Origin of the sequence: Mycobacterium timonense, from assembly GCF_025821985.1 — a bacterium.
In the GTDB taxonomy this organism is placed as follows: Bacteria; Actinomycetota; Actinomycetes; order Mycobacteriales; family Mycobacteriaceae; genus Mycobacterium; species Mycobacterium avium.
In genome coordinates this window covers 185,635-207,114 of record NZ_JACKSY010000008.1, presented here as the reverse complement: position 1 = coordinate 207,114, position 21,480 = coordinate 185,635, and the positions used below count along the sequence as shown (strand labels likewise).

The 21,480-nt window shown below is 71.8% G+C and carries 20 protein-coding genes; 12 read left to right on the top strand and 8 right to left on the bottom strand.

Going from position 1 to position 21,480, the window contains the following annotated elements:
• Window positions 1–21 precede the first annotated feature (21 nt).
• Window positions 22–1,200, bottom strand: a complete 1,179-nt coding sequence (locus H7I87_RS02150; protein ID WP_011725728.1) for a polyprenyl synthetase family protein — start codon at window positions 1,198–1,200, stop codon at window positions 22–24.
• 234 nt (window positions 1,201–1,434) lie between these two features.
• Window positions 1,435–1,866: an STAS domain-containing protein gene (locus H7I87_RS02145; RefSeq protein WP_003874971.1), complete on the bottom strand. Its 432-nt coding sequence runs from the start codon at window positions 1,864–1,866 to the stop codon at window positions 1,435–1,437.
• Between the two features lie 367 nt (window positions 1,867–2,233).
• Here H7I87_RS02145 and H7I87_RS02140 point away from each other — a divergent pair, with 367 nt between their 5' ends.
• A complete protein-coding gene (locus H7I87_RS02140) occupies window positions 2,234–2,968 on the top strand; it encodes an Rv1815 family serine proteinase (protein WP_023861054.1) in 735 nt (244 codons plus the stop codon).
• A gap of 76 nt (window positions 2,969–3,044) precedes the next feature.
• Window positions 3,045–3,716 carry a hypothetical protein gene (locus H7I87_RS02135; protein ID WP_011725726.1) on the top strand — a complete coding sequence of 224 codons (672 nt, stop codon included), beginning with the start codon at window positions 3,045–3,047 and terminating at the stop codon, window positions 3,714–3,716.
• Window positions 3,717–3,767: 51 nt separating this feature from the next.
• Here the strand turns inward: H7I87_RS02135 and H7I87_RS02130 are convergent, their stop codons facing one another.
• Genes H7I87_RS02130 through H7I87_RS02115 form a run of 4 tightly spaced genes read right to left on the bottom strand, consistent with a single transcriptional unit; the run spans window position 3,768 to window position 8,842 of the window.
• Entirely contained in the window at window positions 3,768–5,123 is a 1,356-nt protein-coding gene (locus H7I87_RS02130; RefSeq protein WP_023861055.1) for a TIGR01777 family oxidoreductase, read from the bottom strand.
• 20 nt (window positions 5,124–5,143) lie between these two features.
• Window positions 5,144–6,400 (bottom strand): glycosyltransferase family 4 protein, encoded by a 1,257-nt coding sequence (locus tag H7I87_RS02125; protein WP_011725724.1) that lies wholly within the window; start codon window positions 6,398–6,400, stop codon window positions 5,144–5,146.
• Between the two features lie 16 nt (window positions 6,401–6,416).
• Window positions 6,417–8,021 (bottom strand): 1,4-alpha-glucan branching protein domain-containing protein, encoded by a 1,605-nt coding sequence (locus H7I87_RS02120; RefSeq protein ID WP_011725723.1) that lies wholly within the window; start codon window positions 8,019–8,021, stop codon window positions 6,417–6,419.
• Window positions 8,018–8,842: a class I SAM-dependent methyltransferase gene (locus H7I87_RS02115; RefSeq protein ID WP_011725722.1), complete on the bottom strand. Its 825-nt coding sequence runs from the start codon at window positions 8,840–8,842 to the stop codon at window positions 8,018–8,020. Before H7I87_RS02115 ends, H7I87_RS02120 begins: the two co-directional genes overlap by 4 nt.
• Before the next feature lie 227 nt (window positions 8,843–9,069).
• Between H7I87_RS02115 and H7I87_RS02110 the strand changes: the two genes are divergently transcribed.
• The 6 genes from H7I87_RS02110 to mnmA all read left to right on the top strand — a co-directional run bounded on the left by H7I87_RS02110 (window position 9,070) and on the right by mnmA (window position 15,112).
• Complete coding sequence (locus H7I87_RS02110) at window positions 9,070–9,861, top strand: electron transfer flavoprotein subunit beta/FixA family protein (protein WP_003878760.1); 792 nt, start codon at window positions 9,070–9,072, stop codon at window positions 9,859–9,861.
• A 39-nt stretch (window positions 9,862–9,900) separates the two neighbouring features.
• A complete protein-coding gene (locus H7I87_RS02105; protein WP_003874979.1) occupies window positions 9,901–10,857 on the top strand; it encodes an electron transfer flavoprotein subunit alpha/FixB family protein in 957 nt (318 codons plus the stop codon).
• Window positions 10,858–11,033: 176 nt separating this feature from the next.
• The gene (locus H7I87_RS02100; protein WP_011725720.1) at window positions 11,034–11,879 is read left to right on the top strand and encodes a GNAT family N-acetyltransferase; all 846 of its coding nucleotides are present in this window, start codon (window positions 11,034–11,036) and stop codon (window positions 11,877–11,879) included.
• Window positions 11,879–12,823 (top strand): lysophospholipid acyltransferase family protein, encoded by a 945-nt coding sequence (locus tag H7I87_RS02095; protein WP_033724770.1) that lies wholly within the window; start codon window positions 11,879–11,881, stop codon window positions 12,821–12,823. The genes H7I87_RS02100 and H7I87_RS02095 overlap by 1 nt, the downstream gene beginning before the upstream one ends.
• Window positions 12,824–12,856: 33 nt before the next feature.
• Window positions 12,857–14,035 carry a cysteine desulfurase family protein gene (locus H7I87_RS02090; RefSeq protein ID WP_011725718.1) on the top strand — a complete coding sequence of 393 codons (1,179 nt, stop codon included), beginning with the start codon at window positions 12,857–12,859 and terminating at the stop codon, window positions 14,033–14,035.
• The gene (gene mnmA / locus H7I87_RS02085) at window positions 14,036–15,112 is read left to right on the top strand and encodes a tRNA 2-thiouridine(34) synthase MnmA (RefSeq protein WP_023880976.1); all 1,077 of its coding nucleotides are present in this window, start codon (window positions 14,036–14,038) and stop codon (window positions 15,110–15,112) included.
• Window positions 15,113–15,119: 7 nt separating this feature from the next.
• Here mnmA and H7I87_RS02080 read toward each other — a convergent pair whose 3' ends face one another.
• Window positions 15,120–15,764 carry a sensor domain-containing protein gene (locus H7I87_RS02080; protein ID WP_003874984.1) on the bottom strand — a complete coding sequence of 215 codons (645 nt, stop codon included), beginning with the start codon at window positions 15,762–15,764 and terminating at the stop codon, window positions 15,120–15,122.
• A gap of 98 nt (window positions 15,765–15,862) precedes the next feature.
• On the opposite strand from H7I87_RS02080, the gene H7I87_RS02075 reads away from it, so the two are divergent.
• From H7I87_RS02075 to H7I87_RS02060, 4 genes are all read left to right on the top strand, one after another.
• Window positions 15,863–16,891 (top strand): uroporphyrinogen decarboxylase/cobalamine-independent methonine synthase family protein, encoded by a 1,029-nt coding sequence (locus tag H7I87_RS02075; RefSeq protein ID WP_003878753.1) that lies wholly within the window; start codon window positions 15,863–15,865, stop codon window positions 16,889–16,891.
• A 54-nt stretch (window positions 16,892–16,945) separates the two neighbouring features.
• Window positions 16,946–19,027, top strand: coding sequence for an NAD-dependent DNA ligase LigA (ligA, locus tag H7I87_RS02070; RefSeq protein WP_044544043.1), 2,082 nt, complete (start codon window positions 16,946–16,948; stop codon window positions 19,025–19,027).
• 4 nt (window positions 19,028–19,031) lie between these two features.
• Entirely contained in the window at window positions 19,032–20,144 is a 1,113-nt protein-coding gene (locus H7I87_RS02065; RefSeq protein ID WP_019733779.1) for a cystathionine gamma-lyase, read from the top strand.
• 73 nt (window positions 20,145–20,217) lie between these two features.
• Window positions 20,218–20,820 (top strand): TetR/AcrR family transcriptional regulator, encoded by a 603-nt coding sequence (locus H7I87_RS02060; protein WP_003874988.1) that lies wholly within the window; start codon window positions 20,218–20,220, stop codon window positions 20,818–20,820.
• A 10-nt stretch (window positions 20,821–20,830) separates the two neighbouring features.
• Here H7I87_RS02060 and H7I87_RS02055 read toward each other — a convergent pair whose 3' ends face one another.
• Window positions 20,831–21,349 carry a pyridoxamine 5'-phosphate oxidase family protein gene (locus tag H7I87_RS02055; RefSeq protein WP_009978260.1) on the bottom strand — a complete coding sequence of 173 codons (519 nt, stop codon included), beginning with the start codon at window positions 21,347–21,349 and terminating at the stop codon, window positions 20,831–20,833.
• Window positions 21,350–21,480: the final 131 nt, after the last annotated feature.

The following is a 21,480-nucleotide window of genomic DNA, read 5'->3' as shown; positions in this document are numbered from 1 at the left end:
GAACTCCCGTCCCGGCGACGGTCATTCGGCGCGATCCGTACAGACGGCCGCCATCTCGGCCAGCGCGGCGCGCACCGATTCGTCGACGGGCAGGCCGCACAGCTGCTCGCGTGCCGACGCGACGCGGTCGCTGATCATCCGCTCGATCAGCCGCACCGCTCCGGTCTCGACGATCAGCGCTTTCCACCTCTCGATCGCGGCCGCGTCCAGCACGTCACGAGTGGCGAGCTCGATGAGCTCACGCCGGACCGGCGGATCGGCGAGTTGGTGGGCGCTCACCACCACGGCGGTGGCCTTGCGCTCGAAAAGATCTGCGGCGCAGGGCTTGCCGGTGACCGCCGGCGAGCCGAAGACGCCCAGCACGTCGTCGCGCAGCTGGAAGGCTTCACCCACCGCCGCGCCGTAGCGGCTCAGCCGGGCCACCGTCCGGTCGTCGCACCCGGCCATCGTCGCGCCGATTTCCAGCGGCCGGCGCACCGTGTAGTTACCCGATTTGCGGCGCGCCACCTCCAGCACGGCGTCCAGCCCCGGTGACTGCCGGATGTCGTTGGTCAGGTCGGCGAACTGGCCCACCGCGAGCTCGACGCGCATGGCGTCATAGCGTGGAAACGCGCGTTGCAGGCGGCGCGCTTCGAGTCCGCTGTCGCGCAGCATCTGTTCGGCCCAGATCAGGCAGAGATCGCCCAACAGGATGGCGGCCGATTCACCGAATCGCCGCGGCGAGCCGGACAATCCGCGGTCCTGATGCCAGCGGCCGAACTGCAGATGCGCGGCCGGACGGCCCCGCCGTTCCTGCGCACCGTCCATCACATCGTCTTGCAGCAGTGCGAAGGCGTGCAGCAGCTCGAAACTGGCGGCGGCCCGCAGCGCCGCCCGGTCGCGCGGTGCCCCGCACAGCCAGCCCAGGTAGACGAACGTCGACCGCAGGCACTTGCCGCCGGAGACGAACTGAACCAGGATGTCGCCCGCGGCCCCGATCCCCGCCCGGTCGAGTTCGTCGGCGCGTCGCACTCCGACGAAGTCGGCGACCTCGTCCAACACCATCGCCCGAACGTGTGCCCGCCACCCGCCGAAGTCGTCGATGCGCGTCCAGGCCGGCGCCGCCACCGTGGTGGTGGGCGAAAACGACAAAGCTCCCATGGTGTCCCAGCGCTCCCTCCCGGACGGCACGGCCTGCCCAGTCCCGCCCGGGCCGAACACCGCCGGTCATACCCTCGATGACGCGGACAAAACCACAGCCCTGACGTCAGGCCCGCTCGGCGCGGTCCGCTATCAGATACCATCTAGTTCAGTAACTTAAACATTAACTTAATGAACTTGACTGGTTTGCGCCAGACGAAGCGGTGAATCGGCGCGCGCTTGGCCCGCCACGTGACCGTGTGAGGCCCGTGGCGCGGCGAAAAGCCAACGCCGCTAACGCTTCACGCGCCGCGATCAGGATGCCGCGCTGCTGCCCGCATGGGTGCGGGCCGGCCGGGGCCGGGCCAGGTCGGACAGGAACTCCCGCCGGGCCCGCACGATGTCTTCGATGTTCTGGAACGCCTCCGGCACCGAGTCGGCGAGGGCCAACCCGTTGTCGTGCACGAGGCGCAGCAGGGCCCGGATGGCCGCGCCGGGCACCACGCAGCAGTGCACCCGCGATTTGCGCAGCTCGTCGTTGAGCAGCAGCAGCGCGCGGAAGCCCTCGACGCTGATGAAGCGCAGCCGGCTCAGGTCGAGCACCAACGGAGTCTTGAGCCGGCCGAAGCGGCGGATGGTCGCGGTGAGGTCCCGCGCATTCGACGCGTCGACCTCGCCGTCCACCCGCAACACCGTGCCGAGGCTGCGCGCGTAGACGAACAGGTGGGCCCGGGCGAAGTCGGCCATGTACCGGCAGTCCGCCGGGTCGAATCGGTCCGCGGACCGTGCGGGATGAAGAACAGCCATGAAAGCGCCTATCGATTGGTGATGAGAAAGGGAGTGAACAGTGTCCGAACACCGCTCCCGTTAGACACGTAGCTGTGAACTCAACCTGAGCAGCAGCCTACCGCGGTTGCCGGCTCCCGACGCCGCCCGTGGTGGCCCGGCCGCCCGGCGGGCGGGGAAGTGTTCGTTTGCCGGCCAGTGCGAACAGCGCTTCTTCGCTAAACGGCCAGCGCCGACCAGGAGTTTGCCGGTCCGCCCGCGGGGTATACCCGTGTTCAGTGACGTGCGCGTTCGATCCCCTGAGGAACACGAGGGGTGGTGCGGCCCAATGGAAAAGCTCGGCCGGCGGTGCGGGCGGTTGGCGGGCGCGTCGGCCCTCGCGGTGATACTGCTCTGGGCGGCGCCCGGCCACGCGACCGCCGACCCGGCCGTCACCGCGTCCCCCGGCATGGAAATCCATCAGGGCCACGCCGTCTGCATGGTGGGACTGGTGGAGCCGCGACTGCGGGTTGCCATCACCAGCGGGCAGTGCGACGGCGGGCAGTCGGCGGTGACCGACCGTGACCACCACCCGATCGGCGAGGTGGTGCTCGGCCGTCGCCAGCTCGACACCGACTCCGCCGACGCCTCGACGCTGCCGGTGGAATACGAAGTCATCGCTCTGGCAAGGGATGTGACGGCCTCGGACCTGCTGCCGACGGGCCGCCGGCTGCTGGCCGCGCCCGGGCTGCGCGCCGTGCCGGGGCTGCCGGTGTGTCAGCTGCGCCGATCGACCGGCCAGCACTGTGGTTCCGTCGGCACGGTCATCGGCGGTCGTTTCGCCATCGCCGACATGGTGGTGGACGGTCGCGACGTCGGCGGTCCGGTCTACGCCCTGACCGACGACGGCAACGCCGTCATCGTGGGCCTGTTCGAGGGCATGGTCCGGTCGTCACCCCAGTTCGAGTCATGGCAGGCGGTCATGGCTCAGGTCTACGTCGACGGCCGCTCGCCCGGGGCCCAACAACAGCTGCCCGCTCTACGCATGATCAATTGGCGCACCGGTTCGTTTGCGGCAGCGTAAGTTTCGTGCCTGCGGTCGGCCGAAGGTCGTGCGCGCGGGCGGGTTTCCGTCGACCCAGAACGGGAATCCGCGGCCGGTGAACGTTTTCGAGCTGGCGACGGCGCCGTTTGGCTGGGGCTCCGCGATCCGCGGCAAGCGTTTCTTCCATCCCGACGGGGTGCTTGCCGGAGGCGTCGCCGAACGCGTCGCACCGGCGGGCCGGGGCCTGCCGATCCCGCCGTCGCGCATCGTCGCCAGGTTGTCCAAGGCCACCGGCACACCGGGCGCGCTGCCGGACTTCATCGGCCTGGCCCTGCGGGTGAGCGCACCGCAGCCGGCGGGCACGCCGTGGGACATCCTGCTGGTCTCCGCCGGGTCGGGCGTGCTGTCGCGCGCGGTGGCGCTGCGGCCGGCCACCTCGTGGAACGCCCAGACGCTGACCACCCTGATGCCGTTGCGCTATCAGGACGCCAACTGGTGGCTGCGGGCCCGCACCGCGAGCGACATCGGCGGCGCCGGCCTGGCGCTGGACGACGTCCGCCGCCGTCTGGAACGCGGCGGCATCGAGGTGTCGCTCGACCAAGCCTGCGGCAGAGGCGATTTCACGCCTTTGGCCCGCGTCAGCCTGACCGCAGTGATCGACGACGACGTGTCGTTCGATCCCGTCGTCAACACGGCGCCGGGCGTGTCCCTGCATCCGCGGTGGCTGGCCGATCTGCGCGCCCGCGCCTACCGGCACAGCCGCGACGGCCGAGATGCCGACCAGTAGCCGAACACGGTGAGGAGGTAGTGTTGCGGTCCCGGTCGTTCGTCCAAGCCGTCAGCCGCCGCGGCCCAACAGGTGACGCAGCGCCCGCTCGATGTCGGGGTGGCGAAACCGGTGCCCGGCCGCGGCGAGCTTGGCCGGGGCTACCCGCTGACTCGCGCCCGCGAGTTCGCGGGCGCCCTGACCGCCCAGCAACAGCCGCGGCCCCAGCGACGGCACCGGCAGCACCGCGGGCCGGTGCAACACCGCGGCCAGCGCGGTCGTGTACTCCCTGTTTCGGACCGGTTGCGGCGCAACGGCATTGACCGGACCGTTGAGTCTGCTGTCCCACAACGCCCGGTGGTAGACGTCGATCAGATCGTCGATGCCGATCCAGGACAGCCATTGCCGCCCGTCGCCCAGTCGGCCGCCGAGACCGGCGCTGAACAACGGGCGCATCAGCTTCAGCGTGCCGCCGCGCGGTGACTGCACGATGCCGGTGCGCACCTGCATCACCCGCACGCCCGCATCCAGCGCCGGCGTGGTCGCCTGTTCCCAGTCGGCCACCACATCGGCCAGGAACCCGTCGCCGCGGTCGCTGTCCTCGGTGAGCGTTTCGTCGCCCCGGTCGTACCCGTAGTAGCCGATCGCCGACGCCGAGATCAGCGCGGCGGGCCGGGGCCGGCCGCGGCCCAGCAGTTCGGCCAGCCGCCGGGTGGGCCCGATCCTGCTGTCCCGGACGGCTTCTCGATGCCGGTCGGTGAACCGCCCGGCGATCGAGGCGCCGGCCAGGTGTATCACCGCGTCGACACCGTCGCACAGCCCCGGGTCGGGATCCTCGGGGTCCCACCGCCGCTCGTCGTCCCCGCGCGCGGCGCGCCGCACCAGCCGGATGACCCGGTGCCCGCCGGTCCGCAGGAACGCGGTCAACGCCGAACCGACCAGACCCGACGATCCGGTGACCGCGACCGTCAGTGGCCGCAACCCGTGCTGGGCGGCCAGCCGGTGGGCGGCCAGGTCGCCGGCGAGTTGGCGGTGCCGGTAGTCGAACATGGGTCGCAGCAGCGACGCGGGCACCGGCGTCTCGACCCGGTCGATCACCCGGGTGCGGTCGCCGCCGACGTCCTCGAATTCGTGGATGTGCCGCCAGCGCACCGCGATTCGCGCCGGAAGCGCGGCCAGGCCGTCGCCGCCGATGCTGTCGACGAAACGTCGCGGCGGGTCGTAGCCGTCCGGCCGGTGCACCGCCACCCAACGCAGACCGCCGGGCAGCGCCAGGGTGGCGCGCCCGTCTTTGAGCGAGGCGGCCTCGGTGAGCAGCCGTATCGGCGACCACGGCGGCGAGAGCCGCTCGAACGCGCCCGGCCTGGCGTGCCAGTCGAAGACCTCGGTGATGGCGGCGTCCACGACGCTTGCGTAGTGCAGCCCCATCCCTCGACGGTAGGGACGGGCTACCGGTCGGGCAAGGCGTGTTCGACGATGGGCAGCCGGGCCTGCGGCTGCCGTTCCGCCCGCTTGGCGGACAGGTACACCTGCGCGGTCTTGTCGGCCACCGTGTGCCAGTCGAAGTCCGAGGTGAGCCGTTCCCGGGCGGCGCAGGCGCGCCGCTGCGCGGCCTCCGGATCGTCGAGCACGGTGCGGATCGCCGCGGCCAGCGCGGGCACGTCGCGGGGCGGGCACGAGACGCCGGTCTGGCCGTCGATCACCGCCTCGCCCAGGCCGCCGATGTTCGACGTGACCAGGGGAGTGCCGGCCGCGGCCGCCTCGAGCGCCACGATGCCGAACGGCTCGTAGTGGCTGGGCAGCACCGCGGCGTCGGCGCGGTGCAGCATCGCCAGCAGCTCGGAGTGTTCGAGGTGGCCGACGAATCGGATTGCCTTGAGCACCCGGTGTTTTCGCGCCTGTTCGATCAGCCAGCCCTGCTGCGTGCCCTCGCCGGCGATGGTCAGCGTGGTGCCCGGGTGGGTGCGCCGGATGCGGGGCAGCGCGGCGATGACATCGTGCACGCCCTTCTCGTACTCGAGCCGTCCCAGATACAGCAGCTCGGCCGGCCCGGTGCGCGGCCGGCGCGGCGCGAACGGCCAGCGGGCGGTCTCGATACCGTTGCGGATCACCGTGATCTGGGCCAGCCCGGGGCCGAACAGTTCGGTGATCTCGTCGGCCATCGACGCCGAACAGGTGATCAGCGAATCGGATTCGCGGACCAGCCACGACTCGATCGCGTGCACCTGACGGCTGATCGGCCCGCTGACCCAACCGGAATGCCGACCCGCTTCGGTGGCGTGGATGGTGGAAACCATTGGCACGTCGTAGAATTGGGCGAGCGCGATCGCGGGATGGGCCACCAGCCAGTCGTGCGCGTGCACGACGTCGGGACGCCAGGGGCGGTTGCCGCCCGGCTTCTTGTCGTGCAGTTTGGGGGGCAGCCCGGCGCGGATCATGGCGTGCCCCATCGCCAACGTCCAGGCCATCATGTCGGTGCCGAAGGTGAATTCGTGCGGGTCCTGCGCGGCCGCGATCACCCGGACGCCCTCGCTGATCTGGTCGGTCGACGGGTGGGTGCGCGGGTCGGTCCCGGTGGGGCGGCGGGACAGCACGACGACGTCGTGGCCGGCCGCGGCCAGCGCGGTGGACAGGTGATGCACGTGCCGGCCCAGCCCGCCGATGACCACCGGCGGGTACTCCCACGACACCATCAGGATCTTCATGCGACGGCCCGCCTCCTCATCGCGGCAGCCTGCGCGCATCCAGCGCCCCGAACAGCCCGTCGGCGCGGTTCCACCCGTCGGCCAGCCGCTGCGCGGTGTCGCGCCGGCCGGACGCCAGCGCGCCCGCGATCTCCCTGGTGGCGTGGGCGTGCAGGTGGGCGCGGTAGCGGGCGTAATCGGCGGCCGAGTCCTTGCTCACCATGAACGGCCAGTCGCTGGAGACGGTGAGCAGGGTCTCGCGCAGGATCTGGTCCGCCACGTGGTCGCGGGGGACCGGCCCGTCCAGCGCGGCGGGCTGCGACCCGGCTTGTGAGAGGGCCTTGTCGACGGTGCTCAGCGCGGTGTCGACCACCTCGGAGTTGAGCTGGACCAGGTCGGCGACCTGGTCACCGGCCCACACCTGCCAGTCCTTGCCCGACCCCCAGGAGCTGGGCGGCAGGTCCACCGGGTCGCCGACGAAGCCGCCGGCGATCGCGTCGTGCAGGGTGCCCACCCGGACCCCGGCCTCGGGCAGGGCGCGCAGCACCCGCGCCAACCACCTCGGGCCCTCGTACCACCAGTGCCCGAACAGCTCGGTGTCGAACGCGGCCACCACGTGCGCCGGACGCCCGATCCGCTCCGACTCGCTGGTCAGGCGGTTGCGCACCACGTCGACGAAGTCGGCGACGTGCAGGTCGACCGCGTGGTCGGCGCGGTCCGGATCGTAGGGCGCCTTGCCCTCCGAGGGCACGTTGCGGCCCGTCACCCGGGCCGGCTTGAGACCGGTGAGGTGGTCGTAGGTGTGGAAGTCGCGATACGCCGGGTGGCCGGGATAGCCGGACTTCGGTGACCACACCCGGTAGCTGACCTGCAGGTCGCGCCCGAACGCCACCACGTCGGTGTCGCCGACGGGCCGGCCCAGCGCGGTGTCGCCGTGCAGCGACGGGCCGTCGACCATGAAATGGGTGACGCCGGCCGCGGCGTAGTCGTGCTCGAGGCCGGGCGCGTAGGCGCATTCGGGCGCCCAGATCCCGCCGGGGCCCCGGCCTTTTCGCGCCCCGAGCCGCAACGCCGCGTCGGCCAGCCCCTCGCGCAGCGCGAACTCACGCAGCCGCGGTGCCAGCAGCGGCTGGAACGGGTGGGCCAGCGGGCCGCCCAGCAACTCGACCGTGCCGGCGTCCAGCAGCCGGCGCAGCAGCGGGCTGCCGCCGTGCCGCCACCGCGTGGCGAAATCGTCCAGGGCTCGTTCCGCCTCGGCCGATTCGCGAATACCCAAGGCGCGCAACGCTTCCGGTGTGCACGCCTGGTATCCGGCCGACTTGGACCGGGGCGCCGAGCGCACACTGGCAGCTTCCATCGCGCGCAGCCGCCAGTTGGCCAGCCAATGATGCATGCCGTCAAGGCAATACGGGTCGTCGAGCTGCGCGTTGACCACCGGTGTGACGCCGAGCGTGAGCAGTCCCCGGCGGTCTTCGCCGGCCAGCGTGTCCAGCACCCTCAGCAGCGGCAGGTAGGCCGCCGCCCAGGATTGATACAGCCATTCCTCGCCGACCGGCCAGCGGCCGTGGTGGGCCAGCCACGGCAGGTGGGTGTGCAAAACCAGGGTGAACAGGCCGGGAACCCGGTCGTGCGAGGAATTCACGGTGCTACCGCGATCGCGATCAGGTCCAGGCTGTCGTCGATGTGGTGGCCGGAGGCGGCGTCGGCGCCGCTGGGCACCAGCTCGAAGTCGTCGACGGTGACCGCGGCGACGTCGGCCGCCAGCTGCGGCGGCCACGGTGCGTCGGCGACCGCGCGGGCGATCTGGGCGTCGATGATCGAGCCGCCGTGCCGGGCGTCCATCTCGCGCAGCCGCGGGCCGTGGAACAGGCCGCTGATCGACACGTCGCGGAATCCGCCGCCGACAAGCAGTTCGGTGAGCTCGACGGCGTTGAGTTCGCGGGTGTGGAACGGGTTGATCGGGGTGTCGCGGCCCGGCGAGAAGGTGATCCGGTTGGGCGTGGACATCAAGAGCAGCCCGGACGGGCGCAGCACCCGCGCGCACTCGACGACGAATTGTGTTTGGTCCCACAGATGCTCGATCACCTGGAAGTTGACCACAACATCGACCGACGAGTCCGGCAACGGCAGCTGCGCGAGGTTGGCCTGCATGACGTCCACTCGGGGGTAGCGGCCGCGGACGTGGGCCACGGCGGCCTCGTCGTAGTCCACGGCGATCACGCGGCGGGCGACGCCGGCGATCAGGTCCGCGCCGTATCCCTCGCCGCAGCCGGCCTCGAGCACGTCGCGGCCCGCGCAATGCCGGGCGAGCCGCTGGTAGACCACCTCGTGGCGGCGGAACCAGTAGTTTTCGATGTCCAGGCCCGGGATGGTGCGCTCGCCCGTCAGCATCATCACCGCGTCGCCGGCCGGTGCGGCGCCGGCGGGCGGGTGCGGGGGAAGGTCGGGAACCAGTGCGCTCATTGCATAGGCAGGCTAACGCGAAGTGTCGGATTCGCGAACCGGGGAAAGTCTGGCCCCGCTGCGCAGCGGCGGACGGGCTGCAGGAACCTGCAGTACTACCAGCTATGGTGTGAAGGCATACCGCACGAAGTTACCGGGTAGTAACACCGCTGTGCGTTGCGAAAAACGCGTACCGAGGTCTGGCAGTCGATTGCTGCGGACCCCTTCGAGGAGGACGAACCACACTCATGACGAACATCGTGGTCCTGATAAAGCAGGTCCCAGACACCTGGTCGGAGCGCAAGCTGACAGACGGCGACTGGACGCTCGACCGCGAGGCCGCCGACGCGGTGCTGGACGAGATCAACGAACGCGCGGTGGAAGAGGCCCTGCAGATCCGCGAGCGCGAGGGCGGCGAGGGCTCGGTCACCGTGCTGACCGCGGGCCCCGAGCGGGCCACCGAGGCGATCCGCAAGGCGCTGTCCATGGGTGCCGACAAGGCCGTCCACCTCAAGGACGACGGCATGCACGGCTCCGACGTGGTGCAGACCGGCTGGGCGCTGGCGCGCGCGCTGGGCACCATCGAGGGCACCGAGCTGGTGATCGCCGGTAACGAGTCCACCGACGGCACCGGCGGGGCGGTGCCCGCCATCATCGCCGAGTACCTGGGCCTGCCGCAGCTCACCCACCTGCGTAAGCTGTCCATCGAGAACGGCAAGGTCACCGGCGAGCGGGAGACCGACGACGGCGTCTTCAACCTGGAGGCCACGCTGCCCGCGGTGGTGAGCGTCACCGAGAAGATCAACGAGCCGCGCTTCCCCTCGTTCAAGGGCATCATGGCCGCCAAGAAGAAAGAGGTCACGGTGCTGACGCTGGCCGAGATCGGGGTCGAGCCCGACGAGGTCGGGCTGGCCAACGCCGGTTCCAGCGTGCTGTCCTCGACGCCGAAGCCGCCGAAGACCGCGGGTGAGAAGGTCACCGACGAGGGCGAGGGCGGCAACCAGATCGCCCAGTACCTGGTCGGCCAGAAGATCATCTAAGACGAGCCCACATCCCACAGACGAGAAGAGCGATAAACCATGGCTGAAGTATTGGTGCTCGTGGAGCACGCCGAGGGTGCACTGAAGAAGGTCACCTCCGAACTGATCACCGCCGCCCGGGCGCTGGGCGAGCCGTCGGCCGTCGTGGTCGGCACGCCGGGAACGGCCGCGCCGCTGGTCGACGGGCTGAAGGAGGCCGGCGCCGCCAAGATCTACGTCGCCGAGTCCGACGACGTCGACAAGTACCTGATCACCCCGGTGGTCGACGTGCTGGCATCGCTGGCCGAGTCGAACGCCCCGGCGGCCGTGCTGCTGGCCGCCAACGCCGACGGCAAGGAGATCGCCGGCCGGCTCGCCGCCCGGATCGGCTCCGGGCTGCTGGTCGACGTAGTCGAGGTCAAGGAGGGCGCCAAGGCCGTGCACTCCATCTTCGGTGGCGCGTTCACCGTCGAGGCACAGGCCAACGGCGACACCCCGGTGATCACGCTGCGCGCCGGTGCCGTCGACGCCGAGCCGGCCGCCGGCGCGGGCGAGCAGGTCACCGTCGAGGTCCCGGCCGCCGCCGAGAACGCCACCAAGATCACCGCCCGCGAGCCCGCGGTCGCCGGTGACCGCCCCGAGTTGACCGAGGCCAGCATCGTGGTCTCCGGTGGCCGCGGCGTGGGCAGCGCGGAGAACTTCAAGGTGGTCGAGGAGCTGGCCGACGCGCTCGGCGCGGCCGTCGGCGCCTCGCGTGCCGCCGTCGACTCCGGCTACTACCCGGGCCAGTTCCAGGTGGGCCAGACCGGTAAGACGGTGTCGCCGCAGCTCTACATCGCGCTGGGCATCTCCGGCGCGATCCAGCACCGCGCGGGCATGCAGACGTCCAAGACCATCGTCGCGGTCAACAAGGACGAAGAGGCGCCGATCTTCGAGATCGCCGACTACGGCGTGGTGGGCGACCTGTTCAAGGTCGCCCCGCAGCTGACCGAGGCGATCAAGGCCCGCAAGGGCTGATAGCCGCGCGAGCAGACGCAAAAGCCCCCGACGCCCCGGCGTGTCGGGGGCTTTTGCGTCTGCTGGGCCCGAGGTAACGGCGGTCACGCTTTTCGCCACAGTTCGTCATCTGACGTGCACCGACACGTCATAGCGTCGATGCCGACTCGCTCATCGGCTGCGCCACGTTGGGTGCCATGAGCATTGCTTCGGTCCTCATACCCAGCGACCACCCCAGCGGTCCGGCGACCGGGTCGTCCGCCGCGCCGCGCTACTCCCTGCTGCTGTCGGCCGACCCCGCCATGATCGAGGCGGCGCAGCGGCTCCGCTACGAGGTGTTCACTAGCACGCCGGGCTTCGCCCTGCCGTCGGCCGACGGGTCCGGCCGCGACGTCGACCGGTTCGACGAATTCTGCGACCACCTGCTGGTCCGCGACGACGACACCGGCGAGCTGGTGGGCTGCTACCGGATGCTGGCGCCCGCGGGCGCCATCGCGGCCGGCGGCCTCTACACCGCCACCGAGTTCGACATCCGCGCCTTCGACCCGCTGCGGCCGTCGCTGGTGGAGATGGGCCGCGCCGTGGTGCGCGACGGGCACCGCAACGGCGGCGTGGTGCTGCTGATGTGGGCGGGCATCCTGGCCTACCTGGACCGCTACGGCTACGACTACGTGACCGGATGCGTGTCGGTGCCCATCGGGGACGCCGATGATGCGCCCCCGGGCAGCCGGCTGCGGGGCGTGCGTGACTTCGTCGTCAGCCGGCACGGCGCGCCGGCGCGGTACCGGGTGCGGCCGCACCGGCCGGTGGTCGTCGACGGCACCGCCCTGGACGACATCCCGCCGCCCGCACGGCCGTCGGTTCCGGCGCTGATGCGCGGCTACCTGCGGTTGGGCGCCCAGGTGTGCGGCGAGCCCGCGCACGACCCCGACTTCGGGGTCGGCGACTTCTGCGTGCTGCTGGGCAAGCAGGACGCCGACACCCGGTACCTGAAGCGACTGAGATCGGTGTCGGCGGCCGCGGAACTGGCGGGCGGCCGGTGATGCAGGCCCCCGCGGGCGGCGGGCACTCCTGGCTGCCGCGCGCCTCGTGTGACGCCCGCTGCGTGGCCGCCGGCCGGCCGGCGGCCGAGCGGCGGCTGCGGGTGGTGGTGCGGGTGACGCTGCGGCTGCTGCTGGCGGTGCTGCTGGCACCGGGCTGGCCGCTGCTGGCGGTGCCGCTGCCGGGGCGCACCCGCGTGCAGCGCATCTACTGCCGGCTGGTGCTGCGCTGCTTCGGTGTCCGGATCACGGTGTCGGGCAACCCGATTCGCAATCTGCGCGGGGTGCTGGTGGTGAGCCCGCACACGTCATGGCTGGACGTCTTCGCCATCGGCGCGGTGCTGCCCGGGTCGTTCGTCGCGCGCGCCGACATGTTCAGCGGACCGGCGACCGGGGTGGTGGCCCGGATTCTGAAGATCATCCCGATCGAGCGGTCCAGCTTGCGGCGGCTGCCCGGCGTGGTGGACGCCGTCGCCCACCGGCTACGGGCCGGCCAGACGGTGGTGGCCTTCCCGGAGGGCACCACCTGGTGCGGTCGCGACGGCGACGATGCCGGGGGAGGCGGCGGACCGTCGCACACGTCCGGCGACGATGCCGGCCGGGGAGCGGCCGGAGGAGGAGGCGGACCATCGCACAGGGGCCGCGGCGCCTTCTATCCGGCCATGTTCCAGGCGGCGATCGACGCCGGGCGGCCGGTGCAGCCGCTGCGGCTGACCTACCAGCACGTGGACGGCAGCACCTCGACCGCGCCCGCCTTCGTCGGCGACGAGACGCTGCTGGGCTCGATCCGCCGGCTGCTCACCGTGCGACGCACGCTGGCGCGGGTGCAGGTCGAGTCGCTGCAGCTGCCCGGGACCGACCGGCGCGCCCTGGCCGGGCGCTGCCAGTCCGCGGTGGGCGTGGCGGCGGCCCGGCGCGCTGGTCACGGGCGCGTGCTGGTGGCCTGAGCCCGCCGGCCGGCCGGTATCGTGGGTCGGGTCATGGTCTACCTGGATCACGCCGCCACCACCCCGATGCACCCCGCCGCCGTCGAGGCGATGACGGCTGTGCTCGGCACGGTCGGCAACGCCTCCTCGCTGCACACCAGCGGCCGGGCGGCGCGGCGGCGCATCGAGGAGTCCCGCGAGCTGGTCGCCGACAAGCTGGGCGCGCGCCCCTCGGAGGTGATCTTCACCGCGGGCGGCACCGAGAGCGACAACCTGGCGGTCAAGGGCATCTACTGGGCCCGCCGCGACGCCGAGCCGCGGCAGCGGCGCATCGTGACCAGCGAGGTGGAACACCACGCCGTGCTGGACTCGGTGAACTGGCTCGTCGAACACGAAGGCGCCGAGGTGACCTGGCTGCCGACCGCCGCCGACGGCTCGGTGAGCCCCGCCGCGCTGCGCGAGGTGCTCACCCGTCACGACGACGTCGCCCTGGTCTCGGTGATGTGGGCCAACAACGAGGTCGGCACCGTGCAGCCGGTCGCGGAATTGGCTGCTGTCGCAGCGGAATTCGGTGTCCCGATGCACAGCGATGCGGTCCAGGCGGTGGGCCAGCTGCCGGTCGACTTCACCGCCAGCGGGTTGTCGGCGATGAGCGTGACCGCGCACAAGTTCGGCGGCCCGCCGGCCGTGGGCGCGCTGCTGCTGCGCCGCGACGTCGCGTGCGTGCCGCTGGCGCACGGCGGCGGGCAGGAACGCGACATCCGTTCGGGCACAGCCGATGTCGCCGGGGCGGTCGGAATGGCGGCGGCGGCCCGGATCTCGGTCGACGGGCTGGAAACCAACAGCGCCCGGCTGCGCGCGTTGCGGGATCGGCTGGTCGACGGGGTGCTGGGCGGCATCGAGGACGTCACACTCAACGGCGCCCGGGATCCGTTGCGCCTTCCCGGCAACGCGCACTTCACCTTCCGCGGCTGCGAGGGCGATGCGCTGTTGATGTTGTTGGACGCCAACGGGATCGAGTGTTCAACCGGTTCGGCGTGCACCGCCGGTGTGGCGCAGCCGTCGCACGTGCTGGTGGCGATGGGCGTGGACCCGGCCAGCGCCCGCGGCTCGTTGCGACTGTCGTTGGGGCACACCAGCATCGACGCGGACGTCGACGCCGTGCTGCGGGTGTTGCCCGGGGCGGTGGAACGCGCTCGCCGGGCCGCGCTGGCCGCAGCGGGGGCTTCGTAAGTGAGAGTGCTTGCCGCCATGAGCGGTGGCGTCGACTCGTCGGTCGCCGCCGCCCGGATGGTCGACGCCGGACACGACGTGGTGGGAGTGCACCTGGCGCTGTCCACCGCTCCCGGCACGCTGCGCACCGGTTCGCGGGGGTGCTGCTCGAAGGAGGACGCCTCCGACGCACGCCGGGTCGCCGATGTGCTCGGAATCCCGTTCTACGTCTGGGATTTCGCGGAGAAGTTCCAAGCGGACGTGATCGACGAGTTCGTGTCGGCCTACGCCCGCGGCGAAACACCCAACCCCTGCGTGACGTGCAACCAGAAGATCAAGTTCTCGGCGCTGTCGGCCAAAGCCGTTGCGCTCGGGTTCGACGCGGTGGCCACCGGGCACTATGCCCGGCTGTCCGGTGGACGGCTGCGCCGCGCCGTCGACAAGGACAAGGACCAGTCCTACGTGCTGGCCGTGCTCAGCGCCGAGCAGTTGCGGCACGCGGCGTTCCCCATCGGTGACACCCCCAAGCCGCAGATCCGCGAAGAGGCCGCGCGGCGGGGGCTGGCCGTCGCCGAAAAGCCGGACAGCCACGACATCTGCTTCATCCCCTCCGGCAACACCCGCGCCTTTTTGGGTGAGCGCATCGGGGTCCGACGCGGCGCCGTCGTGAACGCCGACGGCACGGTGCTCGCCGAGCACGACGGCGTGCACGGCTTCACCATCGGGCAGCGCAAAGGGCTCGGCATCGCCGGGCCGGGCCCCGACGGGCGGCCGCGCTACGTGACGGCGATCGACGCCGACACCGCGACCGTGCGGGTGGGGGAGGCGGCCGACCTCGATGTGCGCGAAATGCTCGGGCGCGCAGTGGTATTCACCTCGGGAACGGCTCCGTCCGGGCCGTTCGAGTGCGCGGTTCAGGTGCGCGCCCACGGTGAAACCGCGGACGCGGTGGCCGAACTGGTCGGCGACGAGCTGGTGGTGCGCCTGCGCGCCCCGCTGCGCGGCGTCGCACCGGGCCAGACCCTGGCGCTCTACCGGCACGACCCCGACGGCGACGAGGTGCTCGGCAGCGCGACCATCGCCGGCACGTCGCGCTGAGCCGGGCCTAACGCGGCACGTTCGCGGCGATGTTCGTCATCACGATGTCGGACACCGATTGCGCGAAGCCGCAGAAGGTGACTTCCAGCATGGCCACCGACAGGATCCGGTAGTCGCGCCCGCAGCCGCCGGGCCGCAGGTGCAGAGAGCCGGCGTCGGCGTTCCAGTCGCCGACGTAGAGCTGACCGCCCGAGCCGTTCGCGCAGTCCGTGACCGCACCCACCAGGGAGCCGAAGGCGCGCCGCGCGGTGTCGGCGTCGCGATAGGCCGCCGCGCCCTCGGAGATCAACGCCCCGTCGGGCGGGTCCTGGAAGGTGGTCTTGTGAAACGCCTCGAGATCGCGCCCGAACGTTGCCGTCTCGGCGTAGATGAACCGGCACTCCGGCGGCGCGGTCTGCGCCAGCGCCTCGATGTCCACCGGGCTGGTGCCGTCCATCGAGGGAATGATGCTCAGGTGCTCCCCGGCGCCGGTGATCGCCCGCATCCGCGACTGGTCCAGCAGGATGGCGTCGACGTCGACGCCCTGCACCACCCGGTGGTTGGCGCCGGGTCCCGGCACCGCCGCCCCGTCCACCACCCGGCTGCACGCCGCGGCCAGCAGCACCACCGCGCCCAGCAGCGGCAGCCACCGACCATTCGCCTTCTGCGACACCGTTTCGCACCCCTTCGGCTCGAACCTACCCGCGCCGCGCCCGGGCCCCCAGCCCCCTGCCGGCCGCCGGATCGGCCGACGTCGAATACGGTTGCCCGGTGAGTGCTTTCGCCCGCCCCTTCGCAACGGCCAGCGGCGTCGGATCGTGGCCCGGCACGGTCGCGCGGGAGGCCGCCGAGGTCGTCGTCGGGGAATTGGCGGGCGCGCTGGCCCACATCGTCGAGTTGCCCGCCCGCGGGGTGGGCGCCGACATGCTCGGCCGGGCTGGGGCGCTGCTGGTCGACGTGGCCATCGACACCGTGCCGCGCGGCTACCGCCTGGTGGCCCGGCCGGGCGCGGTCACCCGCCGCGCCATCAGCCTGCTCGACGAGGACATGGACGCGCTGGAGGAGGCCTGGGAGGCCGCCGGCCTGCGCAACGACGGCCGGGTGGTCAAGGTGCAGGCCCCGGGGCCCGTCACGCTGGCCGCCGAGATCGAGCTGGCCAACGGGCACCGGGCGATCACCGACCCCGGGGCGCTGCGCGATCTGGCGGCCTCGCTGGGCGAGGGCGTGGCCGCGCACCGCGCGCGGCTGTCCCGCCGCCTCGAGACGCCGGTGGTGGTCCAGTTCGACGAGCCGTCGCTGCCGGCGGCGTTGGGCGGCGGGCTGCCCGGGGTGACCGCGCTCAGTCCGGTGCCGCCTCTCGATGAGGCCCTGGCGCGCGGCCTGCTCGACGGCTGCGTCCACACCGTCGGCGGTGAGGTGCTGTTGCACTGCTGCGGCCCCGATATGCCATGGAACCTGTTGCAGGACAGCGCGTTCAGCGCGGTGTCGGTGGATGCGAGCGCGTTGGGCGCCGCGGATCTCGACGGGATGGCCGCGTTCGTGGAGTCGGGCCGGGCGGTGGCGTTGGGCGTCGTCGCCGTCGGCGTCCCGCCGCGGCGGCCGTCGGCCGAGCAGGTGGCCGGCGCCGTGGTCGCGGTGACCGATCGGCTCGGCTTCACCCGCTCGGCTCTGCGCGACCGGATCGGCGTCACCCCGGCGTGCGGCCTGGCCGGCGCCACGCCCGAGTGGGCGCGCACCGCGATCGGGCTCGCCCGCCGGGCGGCCGAACTGTTCGCCGAGGACCCCGACGCCATCGAATAGGCAACCCGCAAGGTTGCCGGGTTTTGCGTCGGTCGGCTCGGATAGCCTGCCAAGGTGAGCTCGGCAGAGGCTGATTCGGTACCGCCCGAGGTGCGGCGGCAGTGGCAGGAGCTGGCCGAAACGGTCCGCGAACACCAGTTCCGCTACTACATCAAGGACGCGCCGATCATCTCGGACGCCGAGTTCGACGCGCTGTTCAACGAGCTGCTCGCCCTGGAGGAGCGTCACCCCGAGCTGCGGGTGGCCGATTCGCCCACGCAGCTGGTCGGCGGGGCGGGTTTCGCCACCGACTTCGCCGAGGCGGCGCACCTGGAGCGGATGCTGAGCCTCGACGACGTCTTCGACACCGACGAGCTAATCGCCTGGAGCAATCGCGTCGAGAACGAGATCGGCAAGGACCCGCACTACCTGTGCGAGCTCAAGATCGACGGGGTGGCCCTGTCGCTGGTCTACCGCGACGGCCGGCTGGAACGCGCCGCCACCCGGGGCGACGGCCGGGTCGGCGAGGACGTGACGCTCAACGCCCGCACCATCGACGACGTGCCCGAACGCCTCTCGCCCAGCGACGACTTCCCGGTTCCGGCGCTGCTCGAGGTGCGCGGTGAGGTGTTCTTCCTGCTCGCCGACTTCGAGGCGCTCAACGCCAGCCTGGTCGAAGACGGCAAGGCGCCGTTCGCCAATCCGCGCAACAGCGCGGCCGGGTCGCTGCGCCAGAAGAACCCGGCCGTCACCGCGCGGCGCAAGCTGCGGATGATCTGCCACGGCATCGGCCGCACCGAGGGGTTTTCGCCGAAAACCCAGCACGAGGCCTACACCGCGCTGAGCGTGTGGGGGCTGCCGGTGGCCGAACAGACCGCGCGGGTGCGCGGGCTGGCCGCGGTGCAGGAGCGGATCGGCTACTGGGGCGAGCACCGCTACGAACTGCAACACGAGATCGACGGTGTGGTGGTCAAAGTCGACGACGTCGCGTTGCAGCGCCGGCTCGGCGCCACCTCGCGCGCGCCGCGCTGGGCGGTCGCCTACAAGTACCCGCCCCAGGAGGCGCAGACCAAGCTCCTCGACATCCGCGTCAACGTCGGGCGCACCGGGCGCGTCACCCCGTTTGCGTTCATGACCCCGGTCAAGGTGGCCGGGTCGACGGTGGGGCTGGCCACCCTGCACAACGCCGCCGAGGTCAAGCGCAAGGGCGTGCTGATCGGCGACACCGTGATGATCCGCAAGGCCGGCGACGTGATCCCCGAGGTGCTGGGCCCGGTCGTCGACCTGCGCGACGGCACCGAACGCGAATTCGTCATGCCCACAACGTGTCCCGAGTGCGGCACCCCGCTGGCGCCGGCCAAGGAGGGCGACGCCGACATCCGCTGCCCCAACGCTCGGTCCTGCCCGGCGCAGCTGCGAGAGCGGGTGTTTCACGTCGCCGGCCGCGGCGCACTCGACATCGAGGGGCTGGGCTACGAGGCGGCCACCGCGCTGCTCAAGGCCGGGGTGATCGCCGACGAGGGCGACTTGTTCGCGCTCACCGAGGACGACCTGCTGCGCACCGAGCTGTTCCGGACCAAGGCCGGCACGTTGTCCGCGAACGGCACACGGCTGCTGCAGAACCTGCAGAAGGCGAAAAAGGTTGCGCTGTGGCGTGTTTTGGTGGCGTTGTCGATCCGGCACGTGGGGCCGACGGCGGCGCGCGCCCTGGCGACCGAGTTCGGCGATCTGGACTCGATCATGTCGGCGTCCACCGAGCGGCTCGCCGCGGTGGAGGGGGTCGGCCCGACGATCGCGGCGGCGCTCACCGAATGGTTCACCGTCGACTGGCACCGCGCGATCGTGGACAAGTGGCGGGCCGCCGGCGTGCGGATGGCCGACGAGCGCGACGCCAGCGTGCCGCGCACGCTGGAGGGGCTGACGGTGGTGGTCACCGGGTCGCTGGCCGGTTTCTCCCGCGACGACGCCAAGGAGGCGATCCTGGCGCGCGGCGGCAAGGCCGCCGGTTCGGTGTCGAAGAAGACCGACTACGTGGTGGCCGGCGATTCGCCGGGCTCCAAGTACGACAAGGCGGTCGAGCTCGGCGTGCCCATCCTGGACGAGGACGGCTTCCGCAAGCTGCTGGCCGAGGGCCCGCCGGAAACCCCGGCGGACTGAGCCGATGAGCGGCAACTACGGTGACTCCACCCGTAGCCTCAAAGCTGTTGATCCTCAAGCTGTTTCGGGCCAGCCGGTGGCGCCGCAGCCGGTGCTGGCCGCCACCTATCACCTGTCCGGCGACGAAACCGCGGGCGTGGACAGCTATGGCCGCAACTCCAATCCCACCTGGCGGCAACTGGAGTCGGCGCTCGCCGAGCTCGAGGGTGCCGTCGGCGCGCTGGTGTTCGGTTCCGGCATGGCGGCCATCAGCGCCGTGCTGCGCGCGCTCGCCCCGCCCGGGTCGACCGTGGTGGTGCCGGCCGACGGCTATTACCAGGTGCGCCGCCACGCCGCCGAAGACCTGGCGCCCGCGGGTGTGACGGTCATCGAGGCGTCGAGTGCGCAGATCTATGACGCCGCCGCGACCGCCGACGTGGTGCTGGCCGAGACGCCGACCAATCCGGCGCTGGACGTGGTCGATCTGCACCGGCTGGCCACCGTCTGTCACGGTCGGGGAGCGCGGCTGGTGGTCGACAACACCGCGGCCACGCCGTTGGGTCAGCAGCCGCTGTCGCTGGGCGCCGACGCGGTGGTGGCCAGCGCCACCAAGGCGTTGGCCGGTCACAGCGATCTGCTGGCCGGCTACGTCGCCAGCAGCCGGCCCGAGTTGCTGGCCGCGGTGGAACGCCAACGGCTGCTCGCCGGGGCGATCCTGGGCGGGTTCGAGGCGTGGCTTCTGTTGCGCAGCTTGGGAACCGCCGGACTGCGCTTCGAGCGCCAGTGCCAGAACGCGCGGGCGGTGGCGACGCTGCTGGCCCGCCACCCGGCGGTGCGTGCGGTGCGCTATCCCGGGCTGGCCGAGCACCCGGGGCACGCGGTGGCCAGGGCCCAGATGCGCCGGTTCGGTGGCCTGGTCGCCGTCGAACTGGCCGACGCCGCCGCGGTGCGCGCTCTCCTCGACGGCAGCGAGCTGCTGATCGCCTCCACCAGCTTCGGCGGTTTGCACACCTCGGTGGACCGGCGGGCCCGCTGGGGAGACGCGGTCCCCGACGGGTTCGCGCGCATCTCGTTGGGCATCGAGGACACCGACGACCTGCTCGCCGACATCGAGCGGGCCCTGCTGACCCTGCGCTGACGGACCTTTGCAGCCGTGGCCATCCGGCGAGGTTCGCGGCGCCGAAATTCGTCGGCACCGGCCGAGCGCATCTATGGTGGGCGCTATGACCCAGACGGCCGACCGCTGCGAGCAGGCCTCGCCGTGGTCGCCGCGCGAGGCCGAGATCCTGGCGGTGACCCTGCGGTTGCTGCAGGAACACGGCTATGACCAGTTGACGGTGGACGCGGTGGCCGGCGCCGCCCACGCCAGCAAGGCCACCGTGTACCGGCGCTGGCCCTCCAAGGCCGAACTGGTGCTGGCCGCCTTCATCGAGGGCGTGCGCCAGGTAGCCGTCCCGCCGAACACCGGCACGCTGCGCGGCGACCTGCTGGCCCTGGGGGAGACGGTCTGCGAGCAGGTCGGCCACCACGCCAGCACCATCCGCGCGGTGATGTTCGAGGTGTCGCGGCACCCGGCGCTCAACGACGCGCTGCAGCACCAATTCCTGGACCAGCGCCGGGCTTTGATCGAGCACGTGCTGCATCAGGCCGTCGACCGCGGCGAGATCAGCGCCGACGCCATCTCCGACGAACTCTGGGACCTGCTGCCCGGCTACCTGATCTTCCGGTCGATCGTGCCCACCCGGCCGCCCAGCCGCCGCACCGTGCAGGCGCTGGTCGACGGGTTCCTCATCCCCGGCCTGACCGCGCGCTGACCCGACGCGGCTACGGGGAGAAGGCCCAGCGCGTCGCGCCGTGCGGTTCGGTGAGCGCGACCCCGACCGCGGCGCGCAGCACGAATCGGTACAGGTGCCACGGCGGCGGCCCGGCGCTCTGGGCGCTGTAGGGGGCCACGACGGCGTCGCCGTCGCGCTCGCAGGGCCAGCCGGCGTCGCGGAACAGCGCGGTGACCGCGTCGAGCTCACCGGCGTCGGTGGTGCGGTGCGCGTCGCCCTGCAGGATCAGGTCGACCCCGGGCAGCCGCACCGACAGGGTGCAGGCCGGATTGGCGACCAGGTTGCGGGACTTCAGCGTCGCCGGCCCGCTGGTGAAATAGATGTTGCCGGCATGCTCGATCGAGCCGACGCCGGCCGCGTGCGGACTGCCGTCGGGTCGCACGGTGCCGAGGAACTGCGGCGTCTCGGGGGAGGGCAGGGCCCGCATCGCCTCGAGGACCCGGCTCCATGGCAGCTCCGCGTCGCCGTAGATGTTCAGGTCCGTCGCCGAAATCGGGGTGGGCAGCATCAATACTCCTCGCAGTTGGCCGGGCGGATACAGCTATCGACCCGGGGCGGCACCGGAATTCATCGCCCGCCACTGCCCGCCGCGCCCCTCTTGTACAGTACGGTCCCGTACCGTACTGTGATACCTGTCGA